The organism is Streptomyces sp. NPDC057287, from assembly GCF_042667905.1.
Classification (GTDB): domain Bacteria; phylum Actinomycetota; class Actinomycetes; order Streptomycetales; family Streptomycetaceae; genus Streptomyces.
Genome location: NZ_JBHUYV010000008.1, coordinates 253765 through 271413 on the forward strand (window position 1 = coordinate 253765; position 17649 = coordinate 271413).

16 protein-coding genes are annotated in these 17649 nt (G+C 71.2%); 7 read left to right on the forward strand and 9 right to left on the reverse strand.

What is annotated here, in order from left to right; genetic code table 11:
- Positions 1–79 precede the first annotated feature (79 nt).
- The 6 genes from ACFUNE_RS18120 to ACFUNE_RS18145 all read left to right on the forward strand — a co-directional run bounded on the left by ACFUNE_RS18120 (position 80) and on the right by ACFUNE_RS18145 (position 8604).
- Positions 80–817, forward strand: coding sequence for a response regulator transcription factor (locus ACFUNE_RS18120; protein ID WP_383568386.1), 738 nt, complete (start codon positions 80–82; stop codon positions 815–817).
- A 4-nt stretch (positions 818–821) separates the two neighbouring features.
- Positions 822–2558, forward strand: coding sequence for an ATP-binding protein (locus tag ACFUNE_RS18125; RefSeq protein ID WP_383568388.1), 1737 nt, complete (start codon positions 822–824; stop codon positions 2556–2558).
- A 26-nt stretch (positions 2559–2584) separates the two neighbouring features.
- The gene (locus ACFUNE_RS18130) at positions 2585–3892 is read left to right on the forward strand and encodes a glycosyltransferase (protein ID WP_383568391.1); all 1308 of its coding nucleotides are present in this window, start codon (positions 2585–2587) and stop codon (positions 3890–3892) included.
- Complete coding sequence (locus ACFUNE_RS18135) at positions 3889–6048, forward strand: ArnT family glycosyltransferase (RefSeq protein WP_383568394.1); 2160 nt, start codon at positions 3889–3891, stop codon at positions 6046–6048. The genes ACFUNE_RS18130 and ACFUNE_RS18135 overlap by 4 nt, the downstream gene beginning before the upstream one ends.
- Before the next feature lie 202 nt (positions 6049–6250).
- A complete protein-coding gene (locus tag ACFUNE_RS18140) occupies positions 6251–7750 on the forward strand; it encodes an MFS transporter (protein ID WP_383568397.1) in 1500 nt (499 codons plus the stop codon).
- Between the two features lie 80 nt (positions 7751–7830).
- On the forward strand, positions 7831–8604 hold the full coding sequence (locus ACFUNE_RS18145) for a TetR/AcrR family transcriptional regulator (RefSeq protein ID WP_383568400.1): 774 nt from the start codon (positions 7831–7833) through the stop codon (positions 8602–8604).
- Between the two features lie 76 nt (positions 8605–8680).
- Here ACFUNE_RS18145 and ACFUNE_RS18150 read toward each other — a convergent pair whose 3' ends face one another.
- The 5 genes from ACFUNE_RS18150 to ACFUNE_RS18170 all read right to left on the reverse strand — a co-directional run bounded on the left by ACFUNE_RS18150 (position 8681) and on the right by ACFUNE_RS18170 (position 14168).
- A complete protein-coding gene (locus ACFUNE_RS18150; RefSeq protein WP_383568403.1) occupies positions 8681–9628 on the reverse strand; it encodes an NAD(P)-dependent oxidoreductase in 948 nt (315 codons plus the stop codon).
- A gap of 8 nt (positions 9629–9636) precedes the next feature.
- Entirely contained in the window at positions 9637–10107 is a 471-nt protein-coding gene (locus ACFUNE_RS18155; protein WP_383568406.1) for a PPOX class F420-dependent oxidoreductase, read from the reverse strand.
- Positions 10108–10136: 29 nt separating this feature from the next.
- Entirely contained in the window at positions 10137–10952 is an 816-nt protein-coding gene (locus ACFUNE_RS18160) for a YceI family protein (protein WP_383568409.1), read from the reverse strand.
- Positions 10953–11133: 181 nt separating this feature from the next.
- Positions 11134–13632, reverse strand: coding sequence for an MFS transporter (locus ACFUNE_RS18165; RefSeq protein ID WP_383568411.1), 2499 nt, complete (start codon positions 13630–13632; stop codon positions 11134–11136).
- A gap of 23 nt (positions 13633–13655) precedes the next feature.
- Positions 13656–14168, reverse strand: a complete 513-nt coding sequence (locus tag ACFUNE_RS18170; RefSeq protein ID WP_383568414.1) for a MarR family winged helix-turn-helix transcriptional regulator — start codon at positions 14166–14168, stop codon at positions 13656–13658.
- A gap of 327 nt (positions 14169–14495) precedes the next feature.
- Between ACFUNE_RS18170 and ACFUNE_RS18175 the strand changes: the two genes are divergently transcribed.
- Positions 14496–14711, forward strand: a complete 216-nt coding sequence (locus tag ACFUNE_RS18175; protein WP_383568417.1) for a hypothetical protein — start codon at positions 14496–14498, stop codon at positions 14709–14711.
- A gap of 311 nt (positions 14712–15022) precedes the next feature.
- On the opposite strand, the gene ACFUNE_RS18180 is transcribed toward ACFUNE_RS18175, so the two are convergent.
- From ACFUNE_RS18180 to ACFUNE_RS18195, 4 genes are all read right to left on the reverse strand, one after another.
- On the reverse strand, positions 15023–15889 hold the full coding sequence (locus ACFUNE_RS18180; RefSeq protein ID WP_383568420.1) for an RNA polymerase sigma factor SigF: 867 nt from the start codon (positions 15887–15889) through the stop codon (positions 15023–15025).
- Between the two features lie 234 nt (positions 15890–16123).
- Positions 16124–16981, reverse strand: a complete 858-nt coding sequence (locus tag ACFUNE_RS18185; RefSeq protein WP_383568423.1) for an RNA polymerase sigma factor SigF — start codon at positions 16979–16981, stop codon at positions 16124–16126.
- 186 nt (positions 16982–17167) lie between these two features.
- Positions 17168–17461, reverse strand: a complete 294-nt coding sequence (locus ACFUNE_RS18190; protein ID WP_376530807.1) for a Dabb family protein — start codon at positions 17459–17461, stop codon at positions 17168–17170.
- A gap of 10 nt (positions 17462–17471) precedes the next feature.
- A complete protein-coding gene (locus ACFUNE_RS18195) occupies positions 17472–17636 on the reverse strand; it encodes a hypothetical protein (protein WP_383568426.1) in 165 nt (54 codons plus the stop codon).
- Between the last annotated feature and the right edge of the window lie 13 nt (positions 17637–17649).

A 17649-nucleotide genomic window follows, 5' to 3' on the forward strand; every position in this document is an offset into this window, starting at 1 on the left:
GCAGGCGTGAGGCGCGTTTCTCAGGAGATTCACAGGTAGGCGAAAGCTCCCTCTCACGGCCGTCTCACAGGCTTGAGCCATGACGACGACCTCGCCCCAGGGGCGGACAGAACTGCTCAGGCCCGACCGCAACCCCGTCCGCGTACTGGTCGTGGACGACGAGGCCCCGCTCGCCGAGCTGCTCTCCATGGCCCTGCGCTACGAGGGGTGGGAGGTGCGCAGCGCCGGGGACGGTGCGGGCGCCCTGCGTACGGCGCGCGACTTCCGCCCGGACGCGGTGGTCCTCGATGTCATGCTCCCCGACATGGACGGGCTTGCCGTGCTCGGCCGGCTCCGGCGCGAACTCTCCGACGTGCCGGTGCTGTTCCTGACCGCGCGGGACTCGGTCGAGGACCGGATCGCAGGGCTCACGGCGGGCGGCGACGACTACGTGACCAAGCCGTTCAGCCTGGAGGAGGTCGTGGCGCGGCTGCGCGGGCTGATCCGCCGGTCCGGTACGGCCTCGGCGCGCAGCGAGTCGACGCTCGTCGTCGGCGACCTGGTGCTGGACGAGGACAGCCACGAGGTGAGCCGGGGCGACGACTCGATCCATCTCACGGCGACCGAGTTCGAGCTGCTCCGCTTCCTGATGCGAAATCCGCGCCGGGTGCTGAGCAAGGCGCAGATCCTGGACCGCGTCTGGAACTACGACTTCGGGGGCCAGGCCAACGTCGTCGAGCTGTACATCTCCTACCTGCGCAAGAAGATCGACGCGGGGCGCACCCCGATGATCCACACCCGGCGCGGGGCGGGATACCTCATCAAGCCGGGTGAGTAACCCTGTGAGCAGGAAGAACGCGCGCCGCCCCTGGACGCTGCGGACCCGGCTCGTCGTGTACGCGGTGACGCTCATCGCGGTCGTCGCGGCTGTGATCGGCTCGGTGACGGCCATCGCCTTCCACGAGTACATGTACGGGAAGCTGAACGCCCAGCTGCGCGACGTCTCCATGCGTGTGTCCGGACCCGCGCCGGGCAAGGGCGCGCCTGACCCCGGCGGCCCCGGGACCGACGACCCGCTGGACTTCATCGGCATGGCCGGCCAGCCCCTCAAGACGTTCGGCGCCGTCTCCGTGGACGGTTCGATCACCCTGTCGAAGGTCCCTAAGGACAAGGGGCCGGGCACGCGGCCGACCTCGGAACCGCTGACCGACGCCCAGGAGAAGGCCCTGGAGGCAGCGGAACTCCCCGCGGACGGCGAGGCGCGTGACGTCGAGCTGCCCGGGCTCGGCGGCTATCTCGTCGAGGCCGTGGAGGCGCGCGACGGCTCGACCGTGCTCGTCGGACTCCCCACGGCTGAGGTGGACAAGGCCGTCAACACCCTTATCCTCGTCGAGGTCTGTGTCACCGGGGCCGGACTCATCGCCGCCGGGATCGCCGGTGCCGCCATGGTCGGTGTCGCCCTGCGCCCGCTGCGCAGGGTGGCGGCCACCGCGACCCGGGTGTCCGAACTCCCGCTGCACAGTGGCGAGGTCGCCCTGCTCGAACGGGTCCCGGAGGCCGAGGCAGATCCGCGTACCGAGGTCGGCCAGGTCGGCGCGGCCCTCAACCGGATGCTGGGCCATGTCGGTTCGGCTCTCGACGCCCGGCAGAAGAGCGAGACACGGGTCCGGCAGTTCGTCGCGGACGCCAGTCACGAGCTGCGCACCCCGCTCGCCTCGATCCGCGGCTACGCCGAACTCACCCGGCGCGGGAGGGAGGACGCCGGGCCCGACACCCGGCACGCCCTGGGACGGATCGAGTCCGAGGCGGAGCGGATGACAGGCATGGTCGAGGACCTGCTGCTCCTGGCACGCCTCGACGCCGGACGGCCGCTCTCGTACCAGAGCACCGATCTCTCGCCGCTCGTCATCGACGCGGTGAGCGACGCCCGTGTCGCGGACCGCGCCCCCGGTGGTGCTGCCGGATACGGACACCACTGGCGTCTGGAGCTGCCCGAGGTGCCCGCGACGGTGCCGGCCGATCCGACCCGGATCCAGCAGGTGCTGGTCAACCTGCTGGCGAACGCCCGTACGCACACGCCGCCCGGGACCACCGTCACGGTCCGCGTGCGCGAGGCGCGCAGGGAGGTGCCCTGGGTGACCCTGGAGGTCCAGGACGACGGGCCGGGCATTCCGGCCGAGCTGCAGCCGCGGGTCTTCGAACGGTTCGCGCGCGGCGACGCCTCGCGCTCCCGCCACGCCGGGTCGACGGGTCTCGGGCTCGCCATCGTGCAGGCCGTCGTCGCCGCGCACGGAGGGCTGGCCGAGGTCCGCTCCGTGCCCGGGAACACGGTGTTCGCCGTCCATCTGCCGGCCGACGAGGTGTACGCGGGAGACGCGGCGAACGGCTCGGGGAGCGCCCCCGCGGCGGCTCCGGACGGCGTTCCGTACGCCCCCGCGGCGGCTCGGGACGGCGTTCCGTACGCTCCCGCGGCGGCTCCGGACGGCTTTCCGTACGCCCCTGCGCCGGCACCTGGACATGCTCCGTACGCCTCCGTGGCGCACTCACAGGCGGGCCACAGGCTCAGCACACGGATGTGACAGCGCGGTTGGCGAGTGTCTGTGTCATGCGAACCGACACTCCTTGGAGCACCCTGCCGGCCCGGGAACATCTCCTGGCCGCAGCGGTCGGCGCTCCCGCACCCGTACCCGTACTCGACGTGGTGATCCCCGTGTACAACGAGGAGAAGGACCTCGAAACGTGTGTGCTGCGCCTGCACGACCACCTGGCGCGGACGTTCCCCTACGGCTTCCGGATCACCATGGCGGACAACGCGAGCACCGACCGGACGCCCGAGGTGGCGGCACGGCTCGCGGAGCTCATCCCCGAGGTGCGGTCGTACCGGCTGGAGGAGAAGGGCCGGGGCCGGGCGCTGCGGACCGTCTGGACCCACTCGGACTCCCCGGTCCTCGCCTACATGGACGTCGACCTCTCGACGGACCTCAACGCGCTCCTGCCCCTGGTCGCCCCGCTGATCTCCGGTCACTCCGACCTCGCCATCGGCTCGCGCCTGGCCCGCAGTTCGCGGGTGGTGCGGGGGTCGAAGCGGGAGTTCATCTCGCGGGCCTACAACCTGATCCTGCGTTCTTCGCTGGCCGCCGGGTTCAGCGACGCCCAGTGCGGCTTCAAGGCCATACGGCGTGAGGTCGCGCAGCGGCTGCTGCCGATGGTCGAGGACACCGGCTGGTTCTTCGACACGGAGATGCTGGTGCTCGCCGAGCGGGCCGGGCTGCGCATCCACGAGGTTCCCGTCGACTGGGTCGACGATCCCGACTCCACCGTGCACATCGTGAGGACCGCGACCGACGACCTCAAGGGGGTCTGGCGGGTGGGCCGCGCCCTGGCCACCGGGACGCTGTCGCTGGACCGGCTGGCGCGGCCCTTCGGGGACGACCCGCGCGACCGGGCCGTGCCCGGGGTGCCGCGCGGACTCGCCCGGCAGCTGGTCGGCTTCTGCGTCGTGGGGGCGCTCTCCACCCTCGTCTACCTCGCGCTCTACTCCCTCTTCCGGCTGGGCGCCGGCCCGCAGATCGCCAACGCGGCGGCGCTGCTGGTGTCCGCCGTCGCCAATACGGCGGCGAACCGGAGGCTCACCTTCGGCGTACGCGGCCGGGGCGGCGCCGTGCGCCACCAGGCGCAGGGGCTCGTCGTCTTCGCGATCGGGCTCGCTCTCACGAGCGGTTCGCTGGCCGCCCTGAACACGGCGTCCGGATCGGCGTCGCACAGCACGGAACTGGCCGTGCTGATCGCTGCCAACCTCGCGGCGACGGTGCTGCGGTTTCTGCTCTTCCGTGCCTGGGTCTTCCCCGACCGGCGCACCGACCACCAGGACGCCCGCAAGGGTGCCGCACACGAACTGAGGAACGTCCGATGACCGCGGCCACGCACTCCGACCACCTCCAGGCCCCGCCCGGCACCCCAGGGCCGCCCGCGCACGCCGCGGGCAGGAGGGGACCGCTGTCGCGGCGCATCCTCCGGGGCAGGCCCGAGGACCCGCGCTGGGCCAGGCCCGCCTTCCTCGGCCTGCTGCTGGTCGTCGCGCTCGCGTACATGTGGGACCTCGGGGCGTCGGGATACGCCAACTCCTTCTACTCCGCGGCCGTACAGGCCGGAAGCCGGAGCTGGAAGGCCTTCTTCTTCGGCTCGCTGGACTCCGCGAACGCGATCACGGTCGACAAGCCGCCGGCCACGCTCTGGCCGATGGCCCTGTCGGTGAGGATCTTCGGCCTGAGCTCCTGGGCGATCCTGGCACCGCAGGTGCTGATGGGCGTCGCGACGGCCGGCGTCCTCTACGCGGCCGTACGCCGCCGCTTCAGCGCCGCCGCCGGGCTGATCACGATGGCGGTCTTCGCGCTGACCCCGGTCGCCGCGCTGATGTTCCGCTTCAACAACCCGGACGCGCTGCTCGCGCTCCTGATGACCGTCACCGTCTACTGCGTGCTGCGCGCCCTGGAGGGCGGCCGGACGAAGTGGCTGGTCTGGGCGGGCGTCGCGGTGGGCCTCGCGTTCCTGTCGAAGACCTTGCAGGCTTTCCTGATCCTCCCGCCGCTCGCCGTGCTGTACGCGGTGTTCGCGCCGGTCCCCGTGCGGAAGCGCTTCGGCCAACTGAGCCTGGCCGCACTGGCGATGGTCGTCTCCGGCGGCTGGTGGGTGGCGATCGTCGAGCTGTGGCCCGCCTCCTCGCGCCCGTACATCGGCGGCTCGCAGAGCAACTCCTTCCTGGAGCTGACCTTCGGCTACAACGGACTGGGCCGGATCAACGGCGAGGAGACCGGCAGCGTCGGCGGCGGAGGTGGCGGCGGCCAGGGCGGAGGCTGGGGCGAGACCGGCATCGGCCGGATGTTCAACTCCGAGATCGGCGGCCAGATCTCGTGGCTGCTGCCCGCCGCGCTGATCCTGCTGGTCGCGGGCGTCCGGCTGACCTGGCGGGCGAAGCGGACCGACACGGCCCGCGCGGCGTTCCTCGCCTGGGGCGGCTCGCTGCTGATGACGGCCCTCGTCTTCAGCTTCATGGCCGGCATCTTCCACCAGTACTACACCGTGGCTCTGGCCCCCTTCATCGCGGCGCTGGCCGGCATGGGCGCCACGGTCCTCTGGGAGGAACGGGCCGAGTGGTGGGCGCGTGCCGCGCTCGGAGTGACCGTCGCGGTGACGGCCGTCTGGTCCTACGTCCTGCTGGGGCGCACCCCGGACTACGTCCCGTGGCTGCGCTGGGCCGTCCTGACAGGCGGAACGGTGGGCGCTGTGGGGTTGCTGTTCGCCGCACGGCTGGGCCGGGGGCTCGCGCTGGGGGCGGTGGGGCTTGCCCTCGCGGCGGCGCTGGCCGGGCCGACGGCGTACACGATCAGCACGCTGAACACTGGGCACCAGGGGTCGATCGTCACCGCCGGTCCGTCGGGCGCGAGCACGGGCGGTCCTGGTGGCGGCCGGGGCGGCGGTCCCGGTGGCGGTGAGGGACCCGGCGGCGGGATGCAGCCTCCCGGGCAGGGAACGCAGCAGGGCACGCGACAAGGAGCGCAGCAGGGCGCCGGCCAGACGCAGGGCGGCGGCTTCCCCGGCGGCGGAATGCCGGGGCAGGGCCAGGCTCCCGGGGGCCGGCAGGGCGGCATGCCCGGCGGCGGCACGGGTGAAGGCGGCATGGGCGGCGGCGGCATGGGCGGTCTGCTCAACGGCGCCTCCGTCGACTCCGAGGCCAAGACGCTCCTGAAGCAGAACGCCGACGCCTACACCTGGGCCGCCGCGGCGATCGGTTCGCAGAACGCCGCGAGCTACCAGCTCGCGACCGGTGACCCGGTCATGGCGATCGGCGGATTCAACGGCAGCGACCCGTCCCCGACGCTCGCCCGGTTCAAGAAGTACGTGGAGGACGGAGAGATCCACTACTTCATCTCGGGCGGCACGGGCGGCACGGGCGGCGGCGCCGGTGGCGAAGGGACCTCGTCCCGGATCTCGGCGTGGGTGGAGGAGAACTTCACGGAGGTCACGGCGGGCAGCGCGACCTTCTACGACCTCACCCGGCCGACGGGCTGAGGGCCGCGACGGCAGAGCGGTGACGACAGGGCGGTGACGACAGGGCGGTGGCCCCGGGGCAGAGGCTCCGGGCCCACCGCCCTGTCGCGTGGGCGGTGGGAGCCGACTTCCGGAAAGAGTTGTACGGCGTAAAGGAAGTGCCTTACGGTGTAAGTCGACGCTAGCTCTACACCGTACAACTGCACCGGAACCAGGAGCCCGCATGACGGCGACCGCCACCGAGCAGAACGACCTCACCCCCCGGGACACCCACGCGCGGCGTTGGCTGATCCTCGGGGTCATCTGCCTCGCCCAGCTCACGGTGCTGCTCGACAACACCGTGCTGAACGTCGCGATCCCCTCCCTCACCACCGAGCTGAACGCGTCCACGGCCGATGTGCAGTGGATGATCAACGCCTACTCGCTCGTCCAGTCCGGACTCCTGCTCACGGCAGGCAGCGCCTCCGACCGCTACGGCCGAAAGAAGATGCTGGTCACGGGCCTTCTGGTGTTCGGCATCGGTTCCCTGGCGGCCGGACTCGCGCAGTCCTCCGGACAGCTGATCGCCGCCCGCGCGGGGATGGGCGTCGGTGGCGCGCTACTGATCACGACCACCCTGTCCGTCGTGGTCCAGATCTTCGACGACACCGAACGCGTCAAGGCCATCGGAATCTGGTCCACCGTCAACTCCCTGGGATTCGCGGCAGGTCCGCTGCTCGGCGGGGCCATGCTCGACCACTTCTGGTGGGGCGCGATCTTCCTGATCAACATTCCTGTGGCGGTCGTCGGCGTGATCGCGGTCGTCCGGCTCGTGCCGGAGTCCAGGAACCCGAGCGGGGACCGCCCCGACCTGATCGGGGCATTGCTCTCGACCCTGGGCATGGCGGCCGTCGTGTACGCGATCATCTCCGGCCCGGAGCACGGCTGGAGCTCGGGGCCGGTCCTGCTGACGGCGTTCGCCGGGATCGCCGTCCTCACCGGATTCGTGCTGTGGGAGCTCCACGTCCCGTATCCGATGCTGGACATGCACTTCTTCCGCGACCAGCGGTTCACCGGCGCGGTGGCCGGCGCGATCCTCGTCGCCTTCGGGATGACGGGCTCGCTCTTCCTGCTCACCCAGCACCTGCAGTTCGTGCTGGGCTACGAGCCGCTGGAGGCCGGGCTGCGCACCGCCCCGCTCGCCCTCACCGTCGTCGCGCTCAACCTCACCGGGCTCGGTGCCCGGCTCGTGGGGAAGTGGGGGACGCCCGCCGTCATCGGCGCCGGGATGACCCTGCTGGCCGCCGGGCTCACGGCGATCGCGCTGCTGGGCGGGCGGGACTACGGCGGCATGCTGCTGGGCCTGATCGTCATGGGGGCGGGTGTCGCGCTGGCGATGCCCGCCATGGCCAACGCCATCATGAGCTCCATCCCGCGGGAGAAGGCGGGGGTGGGCGCCGGAGTGAACGGCACGCTCGCCGAGTTCGGCAACGGGCTCGGGGTCGCCGTGCTCGGCGCCGTGCTCAACTCGCGGTTCGCCGCGCTCGTGCCGGGTGCCGCCGGGGCGGCCTCGCTCCCCGCCGTGCTCGCCTCGGCGGACGGTCCGGCGGCACGGGAGCGCGTCACGGACGCCTTCGCCTCCGGTCTGGAGACCAGCCAACTCGTCGGGGCCGCGGCGGTCCTGGCGGGCGGGCTGCTGGCCGCGGTCCTGCTGCGGAGGGCGGAGCGTGCGGAAGCGGACTGAGCGTCCCAGGTGGCGGGCATAGCATCGGGGCAGGGGTGCCGGTACGCAGGAGTGCCACCGCGAGACAAGGAGCGTGTGCCATGGGGTCCGCGGCAGACCGTGGGAACAGCCCTTCGCGGGTCAGCGTGTGGCTGGACCGGCGGACACCCTCACGCACCCGGAAGGCTGATCAGCCGACCGGCCTCGACCGGGACAGGATCACGGCGGCGAGCGTGCGGCTGCTCGACGCCGACGGCCTCGCGAAGTTCTCCATGCGGCGCCTCGCCGCCGAGCTCGACGTCACTGCGATGTCCCTCTACTGGTACGTCGACACCAAGGACGATCTGCTGGAGCTCGCCCTGGACACCGTCTTCGGCGAGATCCCGGCGACGCCCGAGGACGCCGACTGGCACGACCGGCTGCGCGAACTGGCCACCCTCTACCGCACGATGCTGGTGCGCCACCCCTGGGTGTCGGCCCTGATCGGCAGCTTCCTCAACATCGGCCCGCACTCGATGCTGTTCTCGTACGCCGTCCAGGACGTCGTCCGGGCCACCGGCCTGCCCCTGGAGCGGCAGACGGGCGCGACGGCGGCCGTCTTCCAGTTCGTCTACGGATTCGGCACCACCGAGGGCCATTTCGTGCAGCGCACGAGGGAAGCGGGCCTCACCCAGGACGAGTACGTCGAGCGCGCGATGGGCACGATCCGCGCGGACCCGCGGCTCCGGCAGGTCATGCGGCCCTCGGAGGAGCTGATGGAGGCGCGCGGCGGGGGCACGGTGGAGGAGATGCGTGAGCGGGACTTCACGTTCGCGCTCGACCTGCTGATCGCGGGCATCGAGGCGACGTGCGCCCGGACGGCGCACCCGTCGTAGTCCGGTCGCACGACGGGTGGCCGGGAGGCGCACCCGTCGTAGCCCGGGCGCCCCGCGCGACACGGGCCTCCGGACGTCAGTAGCCGCGCCGGGTGTCCACGGCCAGCGGGGGCGTGCGCCCCTCGGCGACCGCCTCCCAGCACGCCTCGAAGTCGGCGACGACGTCCTCGTGCGCCGTGATGCCGGCCGAGTGCGACGTGATCACCGTGCGCGGCAGCCGCCAGGCGGGGGCTTCGGGCCCCGCGGGCTCGTCGGGAAGCACGTCGAGGACGGCCCGGCGCACGGTCCCGCTGCGCAGCGCCGCCTCCAGGGCCGCCATGTCCACCGTGGCGCCACGGCCCACGTTGATGAAGGCGGCGCCCCGCATCGCGCTGAACCGGGACTCGTCGAAGAAGCGCTCCGTGGCGCCGGTGAGCGGCAGCGCGGACACGACCCACCGGGCGTCCGCCAGTGCCGCGGCCTCCTCCTCGGAGCCGGCGGGGACCACCCGGTCGAAGCCCTCGGGGACCGCGCGGGCGGTCCGGCCCACGCCCACGGTGCGCACGGAACAGGCTCGCAGCAGACCGGCGACGGCGGAGCCGATGCGCCCGGTGCCGTGGACGACGGCGGTCCGCCCGGCGACGAGTTCGGACGGGAGCCGGCGCCATTCCGCCCGGGCGTGCTGGGCGGTGTGCTCCGGGACGGACTGGCACTCGGCGAGCACCCAGGCCAGCGTGTACTGGGCGATGCGCTCGCCCATCCGCCCCACGGTCCGCGTCAGCAGGGCCCCTGCGGGCCAGGGACCCGCGGCGAGCAGCGCGTCCGTGCCCGCGTTGACGCTGTGGAACCACAGGAGCAGCGGACTCCGCAGCTCTGCGGGCAGCGTGTCCCCCACGTACACGAACGGCCCGTCGGGCGCGGTGGCGTACGCGGGTTCGGCCGGTCGCCCGGTGATCCGTTCCAGCTCACGCACCACGGCCGGGTCGACGGAGGGGGAGGTCAGCAGTCGGGCCCGCGCGAGCGGGTCCCGGTGGGGCGGCGTCATCGGTACGGTCAGCTGCCGCCGGCCAGGTGGGCGGGGAAGCCTCCGGTGGCGACCGGGCTCCAGCGCTCCGGGGTGATCCGGATGATGGACTTCCCCTGCCTGGTCATCGCTGCCCTGTACTCGTCCCAGTCCGGGTGCTCCCCGGAGATGTTGCGGAAGTACTCGACGAGGGGCTCGACCGAATCCGGTGAGTCGATCACCTCGGCCGACCCGTCGATCTGGACCCACGGGCCGTTCCAGTCGTCCGACAGGACGATCACGCTCACCCGCTCGTCACGCTTCGCGTTACGGGTCTTGGCCCGTTCGGGGTAGGTCGAGACGACGATCCGCCCCGCGTCGTCGACGCCGCAGGTGAGCGGGGAGCCCTGGGGGCGGCCGTCGGACCGGGTGGTCAGCAGGATCGCCCGGTGCCTCGGCCGCACGAAGTCCAGCAGTTCCCCGAGCTCCACGGCGGTGTTGGTCGCGATGTTGGGTGCCATACGGCCAACCCTAGGGCCTCCGCCGGGTCCTATCCCGGGACGGAGTCGCCCTGGACCGCCTGGATGTCGAGCTCCACGCGCAGGGTCGTGCCGATCGCGGAGATGCCCGCCTGCAGCACCTGGTTGTAGTTCATGGCGAAGTCGTCGCGGCGCAGCTCGGCGGTGGCGTTGAAGGCCGCCCGCACCCCGCCCCACGGGTCGGGCCCGGTGCCCAGGTAGCTGAGGTCGAGGTCGACGTCGCGCGCGATGCCGTGCATCGTGAGCACGCCGTGCACCGTCCAGCGGTCGGGTCCGGCCGGGGTGAGCGCCCGGGAGCGGTAGGTGAGCTCGGGGAACGTCTCCACGTCCAGGAAGTCCGCCGAGCGCAGGTGCTTGTCCCGCATGGCGTTGCCCGTGTCGATGCTGCCGGAGGCGATGAAGGCCTCCACCCGGGAGTGCTGGACGTCCTCGGCGATCTCGATCCGGCCGCCGAACTCGGTGAACCGGCCGTGCACGCTGGAGATCCCCAGGTGCTGCGCGACCGCGGCCACCGAGGAGTGCACCGGGTCCAGCGACCAGGCGCCCGGAGGCGGCAGTTCCACGCCGCCCTGCCGGGCCAGCACCACGGTCCCGGCCTCGACCCGGCCGCTGGCCGTGACGAGCGCGGTGGAGGCTGCGGGGGCGTAACCCACCGCGGTGACGATCACCGTGTACGCGCCGGCCTGCAGGTGGTCGTCGGTGCGGACGGCCCCGTTCTCGTCGGCGGCGGCCCGGAGCACCTGGGTGCCCGTCATGTCGGTCACCGTGACGACCGCGTGCTGTACCGCCCAGCCGTCCCGCGTCCGTACCTGTGCGCGAAGTCCCATCCCGTGTTCTCTCCTTGCTCAAATCACTCGTGAAGCAGCGACTCAATGAGTCGGGCCCCGGGCGGGATCGGCAGGCCGTCCCCTGCCTGCCGTTCCCGCCCGGGGCCCATTTCCGCCGGCGCCACAGCCTCTCCGCTCGAAGCGCTGTTCCGCCAGGGGTCTTTGTGGATCTTCCGTGTGCCTACTCGCCCGGGTGGGCGAGCTCGATGTCGTGACCGTCGACTCCGCCGCCGCTCACGGTCAGCGAGCCGGCCACCGGCGGGTAGCCGGTCGCGATCACGGAGTACTCACCGGCGTCCAGGTCGGTGAAGGCGTACACGCCGTCGTCCCCGGTCGTCGACGAGGCGACCACGTTGCCGGCCGCGTCGATCAGCGTGACGCGGGCGTCGTTCAGCGGTGCCCGGCCGGAGCCGGCCCTGACGACACCACGCACCAGCGCACCGGACCTCAGGGCCACCTCGACCCGGGTGACACCCTGGCCGCCGACCTCCACCGGCAGGGCCAGCGGGCGGAAGCCCGCGGCCGTGACGGCGACGGTCACCGAGCCGGGGATCAGCTCACCGAAGGTGAACTCGCCCGCGTCGCCGGAGACGCCCGTGGCCAGCACGTCGCCGCGCACATCGGTCACGAGGACCATGGCGCCCTGGACGGGGGTGCCGCCCTCGGAGGTCCGCACGGTCCCGGAGAGACCGCTCGTCCCGGCGAGCAGGATGTCGTAGGCCAGCGACTCGTCGCCGACGACCACGGTGGACGCCTGCGGCTGGAAGCCGTCGGCGGAGGCGATCAGGACGTACGAGCCGGAGCCCGGGGCGTCCAGTGCGTAACCGCCGTCGGCCTGGGCGACGGAGCGCCCCAGCTGCCGGCCGCCCAGCGAGATCAGGGTGACGGCGGCACGGGCGACGGGTGCGCCCTCGGCGCCCCGCACCACACCGCGGACGGGAGTGCCCTGAATGGTGAGCTCCTTCGTGGCCACGGCGCCCTCCGAGGCGCCGGCCGAGGTGACCCCGGCGGTGCCCTCGGCGGCCGGCGCGGTGCCGGTGACGGCCTCGACGGACTCCGTGGCGGCGGACGCCTCGGCGGACGCGTTGTCGTCGTTGCCCGCCCGGCTCTTCAGAGCGACCTCCTTGATGAAGATCGTCAGGATGAACGCGACCAGTGCGGCAGGCGCGGCGTACAGGAAGACGTCGGCGACACCGTGGCCGTAGGCGACCTCCATGACCGTGCGGAGCGGACCGGGCAGGGCGTCCAGGTCGGGGATGCCCCCGCCGCCGGTACCGCCGTGGCCGAACGCGGCGCCCTCGGGGCCGAGGTCGGCGAGGCCGTCCTTGACGTAGTGGGTGACGCGGTTGCCCAGGACCGCGCCCAGCGCCGAGACGCCGATCGCACCACCGAGGGAACGGAAGAACGTGACGACGGAGCTGGCTGCGCCGAGGTCGGAGGGCGCCACCTGGTTCTGCGTGGCGAGCACCAGGTTCTGCATCATCATGCCGATACCGAGACCCATGACGAACATGAAGATCGCGATCTGCCAGTACTCGGTGTCGTACCGGATGGTGCCCAGCATCCCGAGACCCGCGGTGAGCAGGAAGCCACCGGAGACCAGCCAGGCCTTCCAGCGGCCCGTCTTGGTGATGATCTGGCCCGACACGGTCGAGGACAGGAACAGCCCGGCGATCATCGGGATCGTCATGACGCCGGACATCGTCGGCGACTTGTCCCGCGCCAGCTGGAAGTACTGGCTGAAGAAGACGGTGCCCGCGAACATTCCGATACCGACGAACAGCGAGGCCGCGGAGGCCAGCGTGATGGTGCGGTTACGGAAGAGGCGCAGCGGGATGATCGGCTCGCTGGCCTTCGACTCGATCAGCAGGAAGAGCGCCGCGAGGACGACGGTGCCGCCGAGCATCGTGTAGGTCTGCCAGGAGACCCAGTCGTACTTGTCGCCCGCGAAGGTCACCCAGAGCAGCAGCAGCGAGACCGCGGAGCTGATGAAGAACGCGCCCGCCCAGTCGACCTTGACACCCTCGCGCTTGACCACGGGGAGCTTCAGGGTCTTCTGGAGAACGATCAGAGCGATGATCGCGAACGGCACACCCACGTAGAAGCACCAGCGCCAGCCCATCCAGCTGGTGTCGGTGATGACACCGCCGAGGAGCGGACCGCCCACGGTGGCGACGGCGAAGACCGCGCCGAGGTAGCCGCTGTAACGCCCGCGCTCGCGCGGGGAGATCATCGCGGCCATCACGATCTGGGCGAGGGCCGAGAGACCGCCGACGCCGATGCCCTGCACCACACGGCAGGCGATCAGCATGCCGCTGCTGGTCGACAGGCCGGCGACTATGGAGCCGCCCACGTAGATGACCAGGGCGATCTGGACCAGCAGCTTCTTGCTGAACAGGTCCGCGAGCTTGCCCCACAGCGGGGTGGTCGCGGTCATGGCCAGCAGCGAGGCCGTCACGACCCAGGTGTAGGCGCTCTGGCCGCCGCCGAGGTCGGAGATGATCTCCGGCAGGGCGTTGGAGACGACCGTGGAAGACAGAATGGCGACGAACATGCCGAGCAGCAGCCCGGTCAGCGCTTCCATGATCTGCCGGTGTGTCATCGGCGTGCCGGCGGGGGCCTCTGGAGCCCCGTGCTTGGCGTGGCCGCCCCGCACACCTGATGGTGTGGTCGTAGCCATTTAAATCCTCGTCTTTGCTTCTGTTACACGGGTGTACGGGTGTGCGAATCGTCGGAGTGCCCGGCGCGGCAGTCGCCGCTGTGCTTCCCGGGAGGACATCCTCCGGAGCCGCGGCAGGAGAAGCTGTCGCGCAGCCGGGCCAACAACGAGTTGAGCTGTCCGACTTCTTCGTCGGACCAGTCGATGAGGTTGTGGGCGAACATTTCGGTGGTCCGCCGGGTCAGCTCGTCGAGCAGTTCGTCTCCCGCGGGGGTCAGCCGCAGGATGCGGGACCGCTTGTCCGCCGGGTCCGGGGACCGCTCGATCCAGCCGTTCTCCACCGCGTGGGTCACGTGTCGGCTGGTCACCGACATGTTCACGGCCAGGAGTTCGGCAAGCCGGGAGATCCGCATCTCTCCGTACTTGGCCAGCAGCGTCAGCACACCGGCGGTGCCACCGGGGCACTCGGAGGGCAGGATGCGGACGAGCCCCCGTTTGACGGCTCCGACGGCGCTGAGCTGCCGGGCCAGTTCTTCGTACTGGCTCCGTGCCGCCACCGGCCCTCCAGACGTCGCATGAGGTCATCTTGTTGCTTAGGGCAACGATAGAAGCAGATGGTTGCCACAGGCAAACGAAAGTGGGCTTGCAGAAGTAAAGGAACGCAAAAGCCTGTGTAGGGGCCGGGTCAAGCGTGCAGCGCACAGGGGGTGGGGTGCGACCGGATGTGTTCCTCACCACACGCGGATCCCCTGGTGGGAACCCATGGAGGCGGTGCGGAGCGCTCCGGGGGGCGGGTGAAGGGGCCGTGCCCGCGAGGAAGGGGCATCGGCCCCCGTGGACCCGGGGGTTGGGCGGAAGGCCTTCGTTCGCTAGGGTCCTGGGCCATGGCACACAACCCCCACGCCCCGCAGCCGGGCCCCGAGGGCTCTCACGACCCGGCGGGCAGCACGCAGATGTTCCGCGCGTTTGTCGACGACGGCGAGCCGCAGCGCAGGCAGCAGCCGGCTCCGGCCTCGTCCGGCTCGAGGACCGGGGTGATCGCGGTCGTCGTCGCGGTCGTCGTCGTCCTCGGCGCGGTCGCCTGGCTCGCGCTCGGCTGACCGGACCCCCCGTCCCCTTCACGGCCGGCCCGCCGCCCCTCTCCAGGGGTTGAGGGCCTGCCCGGCGCCCACGTGCGTGTGCGCGCCACCCTTCCGTACCGCTCCCGCTCCGCCCGTCGGCGCGGGAGCGTCTGCGTTGTGCCGAGAGGGCGGGCGCCTGGCGCCCCGGCGACGCGGTCGGGGCCGTCCGGCCACGCGGGCGGGCCCGTGCCCCGGCCGACGCGGGGGCCTGGACGCGGCGAAGCCGCCGGGGCGACGGTCGTGACGCCCCGGCGGCTTCGTGAGCCGTACCGTACGGACCCCGCCGGGGGTCAGTCGGCGATGAGCCCCTCCCTGAGCTGGGTGAGCGTCCGGGTCAGCAGCCGGGAGACGTGCATCTGCGAGATCCCGACCTCCTCGCCGATCTGCGACTGGGTCATGTTGGCGAAGAAGCGCAGCATGATGATCTGCCGCTCGCGCGGGGCGAGCTTGGCCAGCAGCGGCTTCAGCGACTCGCGGTATTCGACGCCTTCCAGCGCCGTGTCCTCGTACCCCAGGCGGTCCGCCAGCGAGCCCTCGCCGCCGTCGTCCTCGGGGGACGGGGAGTCCAGCGAGGAGGCCGTGTACGCGTTGCCCACGGCCAGGCCGTCGACCACGTCCTCCTCGGAGACCCCGAGCGCCTTGGCCAGCTCCGGCACCGTGGGCGAGCGGTCGAGCTTCTGGGCGAGCTCGTCGCTGGTCTTGGTGAGGGCGAGCCGCAGCTCCTGGAGCCGGCGCGGCACCCGCACCGACCACGAGGTGTCGCGGAAGAAGCGCTTGATCTCCCCGACGACGGTCGGCATCGCGAACGTGGGGAATTCGACGCCCCGTTCGCAGTCGAAGCGGTCGATCGCCTTGATCAGGCCGATCGTCCCGACCTGGACGATGTCCTCCATGGGTTCGTTACGGCTCCGGAACCGCGCCGCCGCGTACCGCACGAGCGGGAGGTTGAGCTCGATGAGTGTGTCCCGCACATAGGCCCGCTCCGGGCTGTCCGTTCCGTCGGGGCCCGGTGCGGGGCCCAGCGCGGCGAGCCGCAGGAACAGGGAGCGGGACAGGGTGCGGGTGTCGATGGCTTCCGGCGAGCTGGTGAGCACGGCAGGTGCCGGCACGCTCTTCGTGAGCGTGAGCACCTTCGAGCTGCCCTGTTCTGTGGACATGCCACCCCCTTGAGGTCGCGGACGGTCGCGGTGGCCACGACCATCGGAGGAACGCAGCCTCCACCTGAATACCGGAGGTAGGGCTGCGGCAAACGCGGTTCCAGCAGAATGTCACATGTCGGCAACACGCTGTAGTGACATGTCGACAAGAAAGCGCTGAAAGTGCGCAGGAAACTGGGGGTGTGAGGCTTTTGTGCCCCCGGATCCTGTCCTCTCGGGGTCTACCCGTTCTGGTTACGCTTCGATCCTGTTTGCGGACCGCAGTCGGGCGAAACTTCTGGCCAGAAGCCTTGACACATGCATCTGGGAGACGCCCAGTTCGGCGCTGATCTGTGACTGCGTCAGGTTGTTGTAGTAGCGCAGCAGCAGGATCCGCTGCTCCCGCTCGGGCAGCTGGACGAGCAGGTGCCGCACCAGGTCCCGGTGTTCGACGCCGGCCAGTGCCGGGTCCTCGTAGCCGAGCCGGTCCAGGAGCCCGGGCAGCCCGTCACCCTCCTGTGCCGCCTCCAGTGAGGTCGCGTGGTACGAGCGGCCCGCCTCGATGCAGGCGAGGACCTCGTCCTCGGAGATCTTCAGGTGCTCGGCGATCTCTCCGGTGGTGGGTGAGCGGCCGTGAGCGGTCGTCAGGTCCTCCGTGGCGCCGGTGACCTGGACCCAGAGCTCGTGCAGCCGCCGCGGCACGTGCACGGTCCGGACGTTGTCCCGGAAGTAGCGCTTGATCTCACCGACCACGGTGGGCATGGCGAACGTGGGGAACTGGACGCCGCGTTCCGGGTCGAAGCGGTCGATGGCGTTGATCAGGCCGATGGTGCCGACCTGGACGACGTCCTCCATCGGCTCGTTCCGGCTGCGGAAACGTGCCGCCGCGTAGCGCACGAGCGGCAGGTTCGCCTCGATCAGGGCGGTGCGCACCCTGTGGTGCTCGGAGGTGCCGGGTTCGAGGTCCTTGAGCCGGCCGAACAGCACCTGGGTCAGCGCCCTGGTGTCCGCGCCCCGGGTCCTGGCGGGCGTGGTCGGATCGGGGGTCTCGGTCTGGATGTCGTCCGTCTGGACGTTCTGGGGCGGGACTTGAGGCGCTGTACTGGCCGGCACGGTGTCGCCACCCCTTTGCGGTCAACTACGGTCAACTCATCCGTCAAAAGCGGTCATAGCATCACAAGACATGTCCACTGTGTGCAAGCACCGCATAGAGTCGTGTTGAGGGTGTTTTGGTTTAAACATGCCGAAAAGCCCCTCTCCTGTAGGGGAGGGGCCGGCGGGGCCGGGGGGCCGAAAGGCTCAGAAGGGGTAGTCGGCGATCACCCAAGTGGCGAACTCGCGCCACTGGCCGGCCGCGGCCTGGTGCTCCGGGTGCTCGACGTACCGCTTGAGCGCGCCCTCGTCGGCGACCGCCGAGTTGATGGCGAAGTCGTAGGCGATCGGCCGGTCGGTGATGTTCCAGGCGCACTCCCAGAACTCCAGCTCGGGGATCTTCCCGCCGAGCTCCCGGAAGGCCTCCGCGCCCGCGACGACCCGCGGATCGTCCCGCTCGACGCCGTCGTTCAGCTTGAACAGGACCAGGTGGCGGATCATGGGGGTTCTCCTACTTCACGAGCTCGGACATGAAGTCTCCGACGCCCTGCGCGGCGCTCGAAACACCCTCGAACCCTACTTCGACGAGGTCGGCGGCCCGCTTGGGCGAGGTGATGATCGTGTACAGCACGAAGACCACCAGCATGTAGAGCGCGATCTTCCTCGCTTGCGCCACGGTCGGCCCCGCC